Raw genomic sequence first — 13,514 nt, forward strand, 5'->3', positions numbered from 1 at the left:
TCCTCTACTGTGTCACAATTGCGATGGATCGAACGGGTAATTTTTCTTCTTCACCTGTCGATGTTGTCCTTATAGGACGTTCAGAAGGGAACCTTGTCATATACAATGACAATTCCTCTGGACGAATATATACCACTTCAGACTTTTGATGAAGAAGCTCAGAACCATGTGCAACCGATGTGGTCAAAACCATCTCTGCGTCGGTAACTGCGCCAAAATCTATCAGCCCCTGGACAAGCTCCATTACGGCTAATCCAGCACCAATCGTGGTGACAGTTCCCCAACTACCATACTCTTCTATACCAATAGCGGTCGCGAGACCAAATACAGATTCAGGAGAAGCAGGTAAGCGGTAGCCTTCATCGTCATAAAAGAAACTTTGCACCTGATAATTAACGATAATAGCACCTTTGGGAGAGGTTACGACAGGTACGCCTTTCGCCAAGAGTTTATCTTCAAGAATTCGTTTGAATGCACGGCTGAAAGGCATATCAACCGGACCGGGTTGAACGTAGAAGGGTTTTGAAGAACCATAACTAATGGGCTCTTCTTTCTTTCCATCAGATGATGGAGGAGAAACATCCATAACTGGGGCAACATCAAAATCTGGTGTTGCTGAAAGGTCCCTTACGACCCGGGTTGCGGCTCTATCACCAAGAAGCCCCCAATCGTTCCACCCGAGTGCCTTATATTGACTGTGTGTTGTTTGTGGTTCTTGGTCTCGTTTGACCCAAGGTTTACCGCAAGCTGATAGGGCCACACTAGCAAGGGCCAGAATTATTACGGCTGGCTTCAGCATGAAGCATCTCCAATCACAGGTTCAACAAATGGTTAGATATGAGTATTTATACCCAACGCCTATAACCTGTTTATAGGAAAACTCTTTCAGTACCGTTAATTTTTTCTAAAGGCGTATATATAGCTTTTCAACTGAGGGTTAAGCAATTTTTTCAATTAACTCCACCTTCAGGAACCCAGCCGCTTTGCCATTGTGTCAAAGGAGATACAGTCGCACTTTCTCCGTTCTTAAAAAATGAACTATCAACGGACCATAAGACTACCTCTTCTGACTTGTCCCCATCAACCTGCTCAAGTACTGCCGTAGCATGAAGGATATTTCCACTCACCCAACTACGTAAAATTGGCTGGCGAAGTTCGTGATATCTAATAAGTCCATCACGCTGAAGCAGGCTGATAAAATTGCTCGCATTAACCGCTTCATCAATACAATCGAGTTGACGCCTACCAACGTCACTCAGAAAAGTTCCGGCTTTATCAATGGATGTACCGTTTTGATCCCCTGCGATAAATTCAATTCGACCCACTGCAATCGCTATAGCTTCACGTTCAGAAGAAGGGGTTAGCTCTTTTCCTTTAAAGAGAGATTGAATTTCACTCCACTGACTTTCATCGATGGAGATCGTTCCTTTTCTTTTACACCCATGCCCAAAGCAATATCCAACTTGATCTGTGGAGTAACTTGTTGAGAGGTGAGACAATGCGCTCTCTGAAGGTTTAGTCACACTACATCCTGCTAACATCATAGAGAATATGGCAGTAGATATTAGAAGACTTTTTGACACAGAAAACTCCAAAGTAAGGAACAAATACAAAACGAAAATTTAACGGCAGAAATGCCACCTTGAACTGGTTATTGCAACCTTTGAAAGTAATGTCGATGTAGTAGAAGTAACTTTGTTGTGTTTATCACTCCATGTTAGCCCAAATAAACTGGCAAAAACCTAGACAGGTCAGATTAGATAAGCTACCAGCAATTCAATTACCTGATTATTGCCACCCGTTGGTGCCCCATAAGGAGAAAACCATGAGCCAGTTGCAAATTCCTGCCGAGATTCCGGTTCACGATGATAATCGAGATCTTATGAACGCATTGCTTATGATTGCTCAGCGTGCTGGTAACATTATCATGGAAATTTACAATCGCCCCGAAGGCATTGAGGTCGAAAAGAAAACAGACTCTTCTCCTGTAACCGAGGCGGATAAAGCAGCAGAAGCCTTTATACTCGGCGCATTGAACACTCTGACCCCAGACATACCCGTTGTATCAGAGGAAGCAGCCTCTGAGGGAGAAATTCCTGACTTGGGTGCCGATCCAGATCATAGTTTGTTCTGGCTCGTTGATCCAGTTGACGGCACGAAAGAATTTATCAACAAAAACGGTGAATTCACTGTCAATATTGGCTTAATTGAAAATGGTGTTCCCGTAGCAGGTGTCGTTCATGCACCTGCAAAGGGTTTAACATGGGTTTCTGCCGAAATTTGCGTTTTCTTTGAAGAAGGTTACGAACCTATTGTTGCTCAAGTTCGTCAGATCCCCGAAGAAGGAGCAACTGTCGTTTCAAGCCGACGTCATGGTGACAATACCGATCTAAAAGCCTTTTTGGATACTCGGAAAGTATTTGAACAAATTGGAGCAGGTTCTTCTCTTAAAATCTGCCTGATAGCTGCAGGGCGAGCAGATCTCTATCCACGCTTTGGACCGACAATGGAATGGGACACAGCAGCAGCACATGCGGTTTTACTCGCTGCAGGCGGTCACTTAAGCGATGCCGATGGTGATCCCCTGACCTACGGAAAATTTGATTTCCGTAACCCATACTTCGTAGCTGAAGGCGAACATCTTGATGCTGGCTTTGATCTTGATGACGATGAAGAAGATAGCGATGAGGATCTATAGCTCATAGATCCAACCATCAGGTCGGGAAACAATTAAAATGCCACTAGCATTATCCGGGAAATATCCAAACGTAATTACTGCGGATCAACGTGGAATTGATCATGCCTGTGATATATTACGTTCTGGTGGACTAGTGGCGTTTCCAACAGAAACGGTTTACGGGTTGGGTGCGGATGCGACAAAATCAATGGCATGCGCGTCGATCTACGAAGCCAAAGGGCGGCCAAGCTTTAATCCCTTAATTGTTCATTTCCCAAATCAAGAAGAGGTCGAAAAACGTGTTGTTTTCCCTGACCTAGCCATAAAGTTATCGCAAAATTTTTGGCCCGGGCCAATGACCCTGGTGTTACCCAGAAAACAAGATTGTGATATTGCAGATCTTTGTTCTGCTGGCCTCAATAGCCTTGCGGTTCGCGTCCCAGGCCACCCAATCGCACACGAACTGCTTAAGAGATCAAAACTACCCTTGGCTGCTCCCAGTGCGAACGCATCAGGAAAGATCAGCCCAACGACTGCAGAACACGTGGTAAACTCTTTGGGTAATCGTGTTTCTTGTATACTCGAAGGATCGGCCTGTTCAGTGGGCCTGGAATCAACCGTCATCGATTTGACTGGTGACACCCCCATACTTCTGCGTCCTGGCAGCCTTACCAAAGCAGAAATTGAAGCAGTCATTGGCCCTATCGAGCTCGGCCAATCTCTTATGGAAAGCAAAGCGGAAAAAGAGCCCCCCCCAGCAAGTGAATTGAAATCACCTGGTTTGCTCAAAAGTCATTACGCCCCAAGCCTGCCGTTACGTTTAAACGCAACATCCGTTCGTTCAGATGAAGCTCTTCTCGCCTTTGGGTCAAGTCCATTAGTGGGCGCAGCCATCACCCGAAATCTTAGTACATCAGCTGATCTGAAAGAAGCTGCAGCCAACCTTTTTGCAGCTTTACACGACTTAGATGCTCAAGGTGAAATTACTGAAGGCAAACAACTCAAGGGAATAGCCGCCATGCCTATCCCCACGGAGGGTCTCGGCTTAGCAATCAACGATCGTTTAAAGCGAGCTGCTGCTCCTCGTTAATTTTGCGAATTTAACTCTTATGCCTTGAATACATTGAGCTCATTTAAAGCTTTATTCAGCAGGGCAGGATCAGTGAATTGGATCGCCTGAAATCCGAGATCTTTTGCGATCATGACATTATCACTGCGATCATCAATAAAAAGACACTCTTCCGCAATGAGTGAAAAATCGTTTAGAAGCCTGTGATATATTCTTGGATCGGGTTTGGCTAATTTGACCTGTCCAGAAACAGTAATCCCCTTAAACCTCCGCATAAAAGGAAACTCCTCAGCATACTTAAAGGTTTCCGCAGACCAATTTGTAAGGCCGTAAAGTGGGGTTCCCTGTTGATACAGACACTCCAAAATCTTAACTGTCCCCTCAATCTCACCTCCAAGGGTTTCAGGCCAACGTGTTAAGATGGCTTCTAAAGGCTCATGATAATGTGGGAACTTATTTTGAAGCTCCGCAATGACATCATGAAAAGCTTCACCAGCATCTAATCTATGGTTAGCTTCAAAAGTAAAAGCTTCGCTTAAGAAAGTTTCCATTTCATTGGGGTCATCAAATATGGATCTGTAGAGATGTCTAATCTCCCAATCGATAAGCACTCCACCAAAATCAAACACAACATTTTTAATCATAAAATCCTCAATAAAATAATTTTCTATTATACACCTCAGTTGAGACTTCTGATACCCAACCATATTTTACTGCACCCAAAAGATTGTGATTCCCTCTGGCGCCCAACATGAAAAGCGATTTAAATTAGAGTTATTAATAGTCCGCCGTTCTACCATCATGAGAAATTCTGTCAAAAAGATGACCAAACCTGAAATTAGATCACCATTATCCGATAGCTTTCTCTCTGCTTTGAAACAAATAGTTTCGGCAAAAGGCATAATTACTGAACAAAGAGAAATACTGCCTTATATAACCGAACAGCGTGGGCGTTTTGTCGGCGAGACATCTTGTGTTGTAAAACCAGGAACAACAGATGAAGTTGCCTCCATTGTTAAGCTTTGTGCAGATAACAATATAGCGATCGTTCCACAGGGTGGAAATACAGGGCTGGTAAGTGGCGGCATCCCCTTTGCCGAAGACAAGGCCATTATCCTGAATCTAAGCCGTATGAATGAGATCAGAAATCTTGACCCCATCAACAATACCATGACTGTAGAGGCGGGATGCATTCTCCAAACCATACAAGAACATGCCGCAAACAATGATCGCCTATTCCCCCTCTCCCTCGGTGCGGAAGGTACTTGTGAAATCGGTGGTAACATTGCCTCTAACGCAGGTGGGATTAACGTCATCCGCTATGGGAATACGCGCGCCCTTGTCTTAGGTTTGGAGATTGTCACCCCAACGGGAGAAATTTGGGACGGCCTAAGAGCCCTGAGAAAAGACAATACAGGTTACGACCTCAAGCAGCTTTATATCGGCTCGGAAGGAACTCTTGGGGTTATTACGGCTGCAGTATTAAAACTCTTCCCAAGCCCTAAAGAACAACAAACTGCCTTTCTCGCACTCAACAGCCTAGATGACGCTCTTCCCCTACTCAATATGGCGCAATCCATGATCGGCGATGCCCTGACTTCGTTTGAACTCATCCCCCGGATTGGCATCGACTTTTCCCTCAAACACGGACACGGTGTTATTGACCCCATTGAGGGAGAATACGAGTGGTATATATTAATGGAAGCAAGTGCTGGAACAAATAACTCAGCCCTTCCCGATTTGTTTGATAGCTATATGGAAAAGGCCTTTGAGGAGGAATGGGTCGTTGATGGCGTTTTAGCGCAAAGTAAAGCGCAGTCGGATAGTTTTTGGCTAATTCGGGAAAACGTTACTCTTTGCCAAAAACCGGAAGGTGGGTCGATTAAACACGACATTGCCGTCCCCGTCTCATCAATCCCTACATTCATTACAAGAGCCAATGCCGCTGTAGAGAAACTGATCCCCGGTATCCGCCCTCATCCCTTTGGCCATGTAGGTGACGGCAACATTCACTACAATTTGTCGCAACCAATTGGCATGGATAAGCAAGAATACCTCGACCGTTGGGAGGAAGTGAACCGTGTAGTTCATGACATTGTCATTGATCTCAAGGGCTCAATTTCAGCAGAACATGGTGTTGGCCGCGTAAAAATAGACGAAAATGCACACTATAAATCTTCCATAGAAATCAAATTGATGCAGCAAATTAAGCGAAGCTTTGATCCGCAAAATATTATGAACCCTGGCAAACTCATTCCCCGGTAGATCCGAAGGTAAACATTCCAAGGCCAATGTATAATGCGCATAAGAAACTATACCCTTGATGATGGCCCCGTCCTCTTGAAGTTGTTTCACGATACCGTTCGCAACATAAACATTCGAGACTACACACAAAATCAAGTTGAAGTTTGGGCGCCGGGAAATTTCGATTTAGTCCGTTGGAGCAACCGTGTAAAAAATTACAAGATATTCGTTGCCGAAGACGATAAAGGCATCGCTGGATTTGCTGAACTCGATACAAACGGATACATCGATTGCTTTTATGTCCATCACGAACGCCAGGGACAAGGCGTTGGGAAAATGTTAATTGCGAGTATCGAAAAAGAAGCCCTCGACCAAAATACTCCTCTTTTGTTCGCAGATGTAAGCATCACGGCGCGTACTTTTTTTGAACGTTTTGAATTTACTACGATCCAAGAACAAGAGATCGAACGAAAGGGTGAAACACTCACCAATTTTCGAATGGAAAAGCGGCTATAAATTTCAATAAATGCTTATTGTTCCTTCACACAAACCTTAATAACAAAGAAGTGAAATTTTCTTTGCATTTATTGTCAGTCAATTAATCTCTTTTCCCAATAATAATTCCTGCGTTTAAAGATTGGCTCACCGTCTGGGCCAAGATGTCCATTCCCCCTACTCACGGATTATTAGTTATGTTCCGCTTTTTTAGTGATCAGAAAATTCGCACACGAATTATCTCTTGCTTGTTTCTCCCCATTCTAGCGCTAATTGTACTATCCAGCTTTGCACTTCTAAATGAGCAAAAAGCGGTAAATAACTCTCTAAAAATTGAAGCCTTAGCTATTCTCGCTCCTAACTTGAGCAATCTGGTCCATGAACTTCAGCAAGAAAGAGATACAGCTGCCAGCTATACAAACAACAAAGGTAAACAGTTTGAGAGTGAGTTAAAAAGCCAGTGGAAAAAAACCGATGCTCTCCTTACAAATTACGAAACCAACATGCAAGCTTTCAACGTCTCTGCTTATGGCGAAGCTTTTATCAAAAAAGTCGATAACATCGAAAAATCGCTTAACGAACTGAATAGAGTAAGAAAAGAGAGCCTATCCCTATCAATTAAGAGAAATGATCTGATCTCTTTCTATCGGCGATTAATTACACGTCTCCTTACCACAGTGGAGGTGATGGCCGTATTAAGTGATGACGCACCTATAACCCGGACAATAGCCGCTTATACGTCCTTCCTTCAGGCAAAAGAACGTGCCAGTCGAGAAAGAGAATCCGGGGCAAATGGATTTAAATCAGGCACCTTTTCCCCTGCCCTTTATCGTAGTTTTGTTCAGATGATTGCCTCTCAATCAGCATACTTGAACGATGCAGGAAAGTTCGCCAGTCCCGCTGAATTTGAATACTTTAACAAAACCATATCCGGACCTGTCATCAAAGAAGTCAACCGAATGAGATCAGTTGCTTTCAAAAGTCTCATAAGCAACACGGTTGGCGACGTAACCGAGGTGCAGTGGTTTGAAAAAAGTACGGCAAGAATTGAGCTTTTAAAACTGATGGAAGATCGTTTTGTAAGTGATCTCATTGAGCTGGCTGATACAACACGTTCCGATCAAGAAACACGTTTTGCTATTATCCTTGTAACCTTGCTGGTCCTCCTGACGCTGACAGTGATTATTGTTCTTTTCACCGTGCGAGGGATTGTCGGCCCAATTTCGGAACTCACCGGAGTTATGAGAAAACTCGCAAGCGGAGATCATACCGTTGAAATTACCGGCACAGACAAGAAAAAATTTGAAATTTCTGAAATGTCCCGTGCTGTTTCAATCTTCAAAGAAAATGCTCTACGTAATACTGAACTTGAACTTGGGGAGGCAGAAAATAGAAAACGCCGTGAAGAACGTACCCATAGCATTGAAAACTTGATTGGCAGTTTTGACACCACAATTAACCAGACACTTGCTGATTTGGCCGGATTGTCAAATAATCTGGCAACCTCGGCAAAAACAATGTCAGCAACGGCGAGTTCTGCGACTGAGGATACCTCTGCTGCCGAAGTATCAACGGAGAATGCTGCCAACAACGTAGATACTATGGCAGGCGCAGCTCAAGAACTTGTTAGTTCAATCAATGAAATTTCCAACCAAGTATCTCAAGCCAAGCAAACAGCTTTAGAAACCGTCGATGCAGCAAAGGAATCAACAGCGACCTTGCGTGGTTTATCTGATTCGGCACAAAACATTGGCGAAGTAATCAAACTAATTCAGGAGATTGCAGAGCAAACTAACCTTCTAGCCCTTAATGCGACCATAGAGGCTGCCCGTGCAGGAGAGGCAGGCAAAGGGTTTTCAGTTGTCGCCAACGAAGTTAAAAACCTTGCGAACCAAACCGCCAAGGCAACTGAAGAAATTTCGACACAAGTAACTGACATACAAAACACAACTGAAGCAGCCGTACAAACGAACGAGTCCGTAGCCCAACAAATCGATCAGATATCAGAAGTCTCTACAGCCATTGCCGCCGCTGTAGAAGAACAATCCGCCGCAACATCGGAAATCACGCGCAACGCACAGCTTGCGGCTCAAGGGACATCAGATGTCAGTGGTAATATCAAGCGGGTTAAAAGCTCAACGGATGATACCGGTATAGCTGCAGGAAGTGTTTTAGAGCTTTCAGGGGTTCTCCAGGCAAAAGCTGATGACCTCCGCGGTGATGTCAGCCAATTTCTCGATGGTGTTCGATCTGCCTAAAGAAAAAGCCCCGGACAAAATCCGGGGCTTTCATTCTTCAGAAAAAAGTCAGAAACTTATTTCATAGTCGGCATCATAAATTCTGCCCCACTACGGATCCCTGTTGGCCAGCGGGTTGTTACCGTTTTTAGACGGGTATAGAAGCGAATACCTTCTGGTCCGTGCATGGAATGGTCACCAAACAGGGACCGCTTCCAGCCACCAAATGAATGGAAAGCCATAGGCACAGGGATTGGCACATTAACACCAACCATACCAATCTGAATTTTATGAGAGAACTCACGTGCGGAATCTCCGTCACGCGTAAAGATCGCAGTACCATTTCCATATTCATGATCGTTGATCAGCTTAACGGCTTGGTCAAAAGTATCGACACGGACAATTGCGAGAACCGGACCAAAGATCTCTTCTTTATAGATACTCATATCAGAAGTTACGTTATCGAACAGGCAGCCACCGATGAAGTATCCGTCTTCCAGGCCTTCTGGCTTTTTACCGCGGCCATCTACGACAAGTTTTGCACCTTCATTCACACCAGCATCGACAAAGCCTGTCACCTTGGCTAGGTGTTCAGCTGAAATAAGGGCGCCCATCTCCGCATCAGCAACTTCGTAATGAGCGACTTTGAGACCTTCGACCTTAGGTGCCAATTTCTCAATAAGAGTATCAGCCGCTTCATCGCCAACAGCAACCGCCACTGAGATTGCCATACAGCGTTCTCCAGCTGATCCATAAGCTGCCCCCATCAGAGCATCTACAGCTTGGTCCATATCGGCATCTGGCATAACCACCATGTGATTTTTAGCGCCACCAAGAGCCTGAACACGCTTACCGTTAGCCGTACCGGTTTTGTATACGTACTCTGCAATAGGTGTAGAGCCAACAAAACTAACTGCTTTTACTCTTTCATCTTCCAATAAGGTATCTACGGCTTCTTTGTCACCATTAACAACGTTAAGCACACCATCAGGAAGGCCAGCTTCTTTCAACAACTCTGCAAGGCGTAAAGGACAGGACGGATCTTTTTCTGAAGGCTTTAGAATAAATGTATTTCCGCAGGCTATAGAGATCGGGAACATCCACATCGGTACCATAGCCGGGAAGTTAAAAGGTGTGATGCCAGCACAGACACCTACGGGTTGGCGGGCCGAATGGCTATCTACACCAGTGCCAACATTTTCACTGTGCTCGCCTTTCAGTAGATGAGGAATACCACAGGCAAACTCAACGACTTCAAGACCACGGGTGATAGACCCCATAGCGTCACTAATAACTTTACCATGTTCTGCACTGACCATAGCCGCCAGCTCATCCATATTCTTTTCAATTAATTCTTTGAATTTGAACATAACACGAGCTCTTCGAAGAGGAGGTGTCGCCGACCATGCTGGTAATGCAGCCTCTGCTATCGCAATTGCCTCACGCATCTCGTCAGCGGATGCTAAAGCAACTTCACCAGTTACCCGTCCCAAGGCAGGGTTATGAATTTTCGCGGTACGACCGCTTTGTCCTGCAACGATCTGGCCGTTGATAAAGTGTCCAATCTGTTGGCTCATGAGCCTGCTCCTAATAGGGTTATATATAGCAACTACGCGGTTTTTAATAAGCCGAGATCTGATTAACCGAGCCTCAGCCCTCTTAATAGTGGATATAAATGCTTTTGGCATCTCAGCAGTTTCTCTGATTATTTAAGGGAGATGACGCTTTTTCTCATATATCCAATTTTACCTATTTACTATATCCAGTAATCATGAATACGAGATCTGTACTTAACTTGTGGTAATGTCGATTACCGCACATTGGAATTCGTATTCAGCATTAATAATATTTGGAATGTTTATTTCAAATAAATGTAACACAGGGAAATAATGACAGATAATCTGTTCATACTGGATCGGGACAGTTCAGAATCTCTTCAACTACAAATTAGACGCCAATTTGTAGCTGCCATATTGGGCGGAACCCTTCCTTCTGGTGCAGCGGTACCATCGAGTAGAAAACTGGCGACCCAGTTAGGGGTTTCCCGTATTACTGTTACTCAGGCCTACCAAGCATTAATTGATGATGGATTTTTGTCTTCTAAAGAGCGCAGTCGCATTTCTGTTAGTGATCGTTTGACCCTCCCATTAGAGGAACACCGCACCAAAGAAGACAAAAACACCCCTGAGCCAATAAGAGCCAATAAGAGCCAATTTGCAAATAAAACATACACCCAGTCATCAACAAAATATTGAAAAACCAGAAAATTGGCGTGAATACCCCTACCCATTTGTGACTGCCCAAGTGGACAAATCACTTTTTCCTATTGCTGCCTGGCGCGAATGTTCTCGGCAAGCCTTAAGCCTTAATGCAATGGCTGACTGGACAGAAGATCGGATGGGAACAGACGATCCTTTTCTCGTTGAACAAATTAGAACCCGGTTATTGCCAACCCGTGGCATACATGCGAGCGAGGATGAAATCCTTGTTACCGCTGGCGCGCAAAATAGTCTCTATATGCTTGCGCGACTTTTTCTAAATAACAACACCCTTTTTGGAATTGAAAATCCTGGGTATCCGGATTTACGTAATATTATTCAGATGATTGGTTCTCGAATAAGATGTTTAGAGCTGGATGAATACGGGTTAATTCCAGATCAACAACTTGATGATTGTAATATGATCACGGTCACACCCAGTCATCAGTTCCCAACTACGGTTACTATGCCCCTAAATCGCCGGAAGGAATTACTGGAGAAAGCCGAACACAACAACATGGTGATAATAGAGGATGACTACGAGCCAGAATTAAACTTCCAGGGCTCCCCGACACCCGCGATTAAGTCACTCGACCAAACAGGAAGGGTCATATATGTCGGCAGTTTATCAAAATCGTTCTTCCCTGGATTACGTTTAGGTTACCTCGTTGGACCTGCGCATATAATTAGAGAAGCACGGGCGCTTGGACGGTTAATCCATCGGCATACCCCAACAAACAACCAAAGAACTATGGCCCTTTTTCTCGCTCTTGGCCATCACGACGCCTTACGAAAAAGGTTGCGAAAAATCTATAAAAGCCGTTGGTTAGAGATGAAAAATGCCCTGACAAATGCAAGCTTGAACTTTCAATATGCAACGGGAGGATCTAGTTTTTGGGTAAAAGGGCCAGATCAACTGGACAGCAAAAAATTATTGCAACAGGCCCTCAATCTAGGCGTCGTGGTCGAACTTGGTAGTATCTATTATTCTAACGCTCTACCGAAAAAACAATATTTCAGGGTAGGTTATGCGGCAATCGAAAAAGAGAACATTTCAGAAGGCATAAACCACCTTAAAATGGCCATAGATTCAACTTTAAGACTATAAAGTCTCCCCTCTTCAGATGGGATCAATCCACACTAGAGAAAATAATCAAGATCTAGTGGATTGCGCTAGTATTTGGGACTGGTGCCAATTCATCATCTTGAATTAAATGAGACATTGGAAATATTGATTTATTTTCTTCACCATCTTCTGAATGCATATAATAGGACAACATCCCCTGATCAAGGAAGGGTCTTGGTCGGAATTTGGTATCGTCACTTATATCGAGAGTAGCTCCCTGGGTAAATAAAGCTTCATCCGAAATTATTTCGTCACTAAATAAATCTGACAGTCGTTGTGCTCCTCCTTCGAGGGCTCTAAGTGCCTGATTTAGATCAGACGGATCATGTCTCGTGGAATTTTCGTGCAAAATCGAATTCGCAAGCATTCCCTGCAAGGCATGAACTCCTTGATCAGAAGTATCAGGTACACACAACAGATCGTCTTCGACCTCTAATAATAACTCTTTACCCACGACTTTGGTAAAGAAATTCCCCACCTCTGCGACAGCAAACATAGTAACCTCCCAATCTCAAAACTATTTTAGGAAATTAAGTCTAAAATTTGCGTTAAATATTAGTTGACGGAAATTAACCATAATTACTGTCAAAGAGTTCAAATTATTGTGAGCGTGACGTTAACCCCATCTTTTTGAGTTAAGTCGCAGCAAGTATGCTTCATTTTTTCCTTATGAATGGAGTAGCTTAATGTCCTCAGTTGATCAAAAATTATCGCCTACAGAAATTCAGTGGCTGTCTCATACGCGTATCTGTGATCAGAGTGGACTTGGGATGAAAGCTTATGCCGAGGCCCACGATCTTGATCTGAAGGATTTTTACCACCATAAAGGTGAACTGGTTAAGAAAGGTCTTTTTGCTGTTACAGGTGTGGATGAAAATTTGCATCGGGTTTTATCTGGTTCAGAAGATATCCCAGTACGACTGCATTGCCTGGTTATCTTGCGCAACGGGCTTGAAGTTAACTGGCCTGTGTCGGGCCGGACATCAGATCTGACATCCATTGTTAATGCCCTTGAAGGTGTCTGATGCGCCGACCTTCGGATGCTTTGCCTGTTATTTATCTTTGCGCGAAGCCTGTGGATTTTCGCAAAGGGATAAATGGCTTGTCCATTCTTGTAGATGATATCCTGAGCCTTGACCCATTTTCAGGTCATCTCTTTGTTTTCAGCAATCGCCTAAGCAACAAGATAAAAATGTTGTATTGGGAAAAGAACGGATTTTGTATGTGGCAGAAGAGCCTTGAAAAGGATCTATTTTCATGGCCTGTTCATTTGAGCAAAGGAGCCCTGATTGAGCTCAATGGCAGGCAACTGAACTGGCTTCTGGATGGTGTTGATCTTCGCCATGTGAACGAGCATAAATCTGTGAATTACTCGGCAATATATTAAATATTTATAGTACTTTATACT

The 13,514-nt window shown here is 44.0% G+C and carries 14 protein-coding genes; 9 read left to right on the top strand and 5 right to left on the bottom strand.

Translation table 11 applies throughout. From position 1 onward, the window contains the following. Positions 1-4: 4 nt before the first annotated feature. Together ACOGW3_RS06555 and ACOGW3_RS06560 are read right to left on the bottom strand one after the other, a co-directional pair. On the bottom strand, positions 5-799 hold the full coding sequence (locus ACOGW3_RS06555; protein WP_419902236.1) for a hypothetical protein: 795 nt from the start codon (positions 797-799) through the stop codon (positions 5-7). 151 nt (positions 800-950) lie between these two features. Next, complete coding sequence (locus ACOGW3_RS06560; RefSeq protein WP_419902237.1) at positions 951-1,523, bottom strand: hypothetical protein; 573 nt, start codon at positions 1,521-1,523, stop codon at positions 951-953. 302 nt (positions 1,524-1,825) lie between these two features. On the opposite strand from ACOGW3_RS06560, the gene cysQ reads away from it, so the two are divergent. Together cysQ and ACOGW3_RS06570 are read left to right on the top strand one after the other, a co-directional pair. Beyond that, on the top strand, positions 1,826-2,698 hold the full coding sequence (gene cysQ, locus ACOGW3_RS06565; RefSeq protein WP_419902238.1) for a 3'(2'),5'-bisphosphate nucleotidase CysQ: 873 nt from the start codon (positions 1,826-1,828) through the stop codon (positions 2,696-2,698). A gap of 37 nt (positions 2,699-2,735) precedes the next feature. After that, positions 2,736-3,767 carry an L-threonylcarbamoyladenylate synthase gene (locus ACOGW3_RS06570; RefSeq protein ID WP_419902239.1) on the top strand — a complete coding sequence of 344 codons (1,032 nt, stop codon included), beginning with the start codon at positions 2,736-2,738 and terminating at the stop codon, positions 3,765-3,767. Between the two features lie 17 nt (positions 3,768-3,784). Here ACOGW3_RS06570 and ACOGW3_RS06575 read toward each other — a convergent pair whose 3' ends face one another. Then, the gene (locus ACOGW3_RS06575) at positions 3,785-4,453 is read right to left on the bottom strand and encodes an HAD family hydrolase (protein ID WP_419902240.1); all 669 of its coding nucleotides are present in this window, start codon (positions 4,451-4,453) and stop codon (positions 3,785-3,787) included. A 115-nt stretch (positions 4,454-4,568) separates the two neighbouring features. Between ACOGW3_RS06575 and ACOGW3_RS06580 the strand changes: the two genes are divergently transcribed. The 3 genes from ACOGW3_RS06580 (at position 4,569) to ACOGW3_RS06590 (ending at position 8,743) form a co-directional block, all read left to right on the top strand. Beyond that, on the top strand, positions 4,569-6,011 hold the full coding sequence (locus ACOGW3_RS06580) for an FAD-binding oxidoreductase (RefSeq protein ID WP_419902241.1): 1,443 nt from the start codon (positions 4,569-4,571) through the stop codon (positions 6,009-6,011). 33 nt (positions 6,012-6,044) lie between these two features. Next, positions 6,045-6,506 carry a GNAT family N-acetyltransferase gene (locus ACOGW3_RS06585; protein ID WP_419902242.1) on the top strand — a complete coding sequence of 154 codons (462 nt, stop codon included), beginning with the start codon at positions 6,045-6,047 and terminating at the stop codon, positions 6,504-6,506. A 176-nt stretch (positions 6,507-6,682) separates the two neighbouring features. After that, on the top strand, positions 6,683-8,743 hold the full coding sequence (locus ACOGW3_RS06590; RefSeq protein ID WP_419902243.1) for a methyl-accepting chemotaxis protein: 2,061 nt from the start codon (positions 6,683-6,685) through the stop codon (positions 8,741-8,743). A 56-nt stretch (positions 8,744-8,799) separates the two neighbouring features. Here ACOGW3_RS06590 and ACOGW3_RS06595 read toward each other — a convergent pair whose 3' ends face one another. After that, positions 8,800-10,299 carry a CoA-acylating methylmalonate-semialdehyde dehydrogenase gene (locus tag ACOGW3_RS06595; protein ID WP_419902244.1) on the bottom strand — a complete coding sequence of 500 codons (1,500 nt, stop codon included), beginning with the start codon at positions 10,297-10,299 and terminating at the stop codon, positions 8,800-8,802. A gap of 312 nt (positions 10,300-10,611) precedes the next feature. Between ACOGW3_RS06595 and ACOGW3_RS06600 the strand changes: the two genes are divergently transcribed. Together ACOGW3_RS06600 and ACOGW3_RS06605 are read left to right on the top strand one after the other, a co-directional pair. Beyond that, positions 10,612-10,977 (top strand): GntR family transcriptional regulator, encoded by a 366-nt coding sequence (locus tag ACOGW3_RS06600; protein WP_419902245.1) that lies wholly within the window; start codon positions 10,612-10,614, stop codon positions 10,975-10,977. Further along, positions 10,937-12,088, top strand: coding sequence for a PLP-dependent aminotransferase family protein (locus ACOGW3_RS06605; RefSeq protein WP_419902246.1), 1,152 nt, complete (start codon positions 10,937-10,939; stop codon positions 12,086-12,088). The genes ACOGW3_RS06600 and ACOGW3_RS06605 overlap by 41 nt, the downstream gene beginning before the upstream one ends. Before the next feature lie 52 nt (positions 12,089-12,140). Here the strand turns inward: ACOGW3_RS06605 and ACOGW3_RS06610 are convergent, their stop codons facing one another. Next, the gene (locus tag ACOGW3_RS06610; protein WP_419902247.1) at positions 12,141-12,602 is read right to left on the bottom strand and encodes a hypothetical protein; all 462 of its coding nucleotides are present in this window, start codon (positions 12,600-12,602) and stop codon (positions 12,141-12,143) included. Between the two features lie 190 nt (positions 12,603-12,792). On the opposite strand from ACOGW3_RS06610, the gene ACOGW3_RS06615 reads away from it, so the two are divergent. After that, complete coding sequence (locus tag ACOGW3_RS06615; protein ID WP_419902248.1) at positions 12,793-13,131, top strand: hypothetical protein; 339 nt, start codon at positions 12,793-12,795, stop codon at positions 13,129-13,131. Further along, complete coding sequence (gene tnpB, locus ACOGW3_RS06620; protein ID WP_419901186.1) at positions 13,131-13,493, top strand: IS66 family insertion sequence element accessory protein TnpB; 363 nt, start codon at positions 13,131-13,133, stop codon at positions 13,491-13,493. The genes ACOGW3_RS06615 and tnpB overlap by 1 nt, the downstream gene beginning before the upstream one ends. The last annotated feature ends 21 nt before the right edge of the window (positions 13,494-13,514 follow it).

It is taken from the genome of Kiloniella sp., assembly GCF_965205715.1.
Classification (GTDB): domain Bacteria; phylum Pseudomonadota; class Alphaproteobacteria; order Kiloniellales; family Kiloniellaceae; genus Kiloniella.

What these genes read in the sequence shown, in the direction of transcription:
- ACOGW3_RS06575 (WP_419902240.1), bottom strand. Translation starts at nt 4,453, where the DNA reads ATGGTTGGGTATCAGAAGTCTCAACTGAGGTGTATAATAGAAAATTAT.
- ACOGW3_RS06555 (WP_419902236.1), bottom strand. Translation starts at nt 799, where the DNA reads ATGCTGAAGCCAGCCGTAATAATTCTGGCCCTTGCTAGTGTGGCCCTA.
- ACOGW3_RS06615 (WP_419902248.1), top strand. Translation starts at nt 12,793, where the DNA reads ATGTCCTCAGTTGATCAAAAATTATCGCCTACAGAAATTCAGTGGCTG.
- ACOGW3_RS06570 (WP_419902239.1), top strand. Translation starts at nt 2,736, where the DNA reads ATGCCACTAGCATTATCCGGGAAATATCCAAACGTAATTACTGCGGAT.
- ACOGW3_RS06610 (WP_419902247.1), bottom strand. Translation starts at nt 12,602, where the DNA reads ATGTTTGCTGTCGCAGAGGTGGGGAATTTCTTTACCAAAGTCGTGGGT.
- ACOGW3_RS06590 (WP_419902243.1), top strand. Translation starts at nt 6,683, where the DNA reads ATGTTCCGCTTTTTTAGTGATCAGAAAATTCGCACACGAATTATCTCT.
- ACOGW3_RS06585 (WP_419902242.1), top strand. Translation starts at nt 6,045, where the DNA reads ATGCGCATAAGAAACTATACCCTTGATGATGGCCCCGTCCTCTTGAAG.
- tnpB (WP_419901186.1), top strand. Translation starts at nt 13,131, where the DNA reads ATGCGCCGACCTTCGGATGCTTTGCCTGTTATTTATCTTTGCGCGAAG.
- ACOGW3_RS06580 (WP_419902241.1), top strand. Translation starts at nt 4,569, where the DNA reads ATGACCAAACCTGAAATTAGATCACCATTATCCGATAGCTTTCTCTCT.
- ACOGW3_RS06595 (WP_419902244.1), bottom strand. Translation starts at nt 10,299, where the DNA reads ATGAGCCAACAGATTGGACACTTTATCAACGGCCAGATCGTTGCAGGA.
- cysQ (WP_419902238.1), top strand. Translation starts at nt 1,826, where the DNA reads ATGAGCCAGTTGCAAATTCCTGCCGAGATTCCGGTTCACGATGATAAT.
- ACOGW3_RS06600 (WP_419902245.1), top strand. Translation starts at nt 10,612, where the DNA reads ATGACAGATAATCTGTTCATACTGGATCGGGACAGTTCAGAATCTCTT.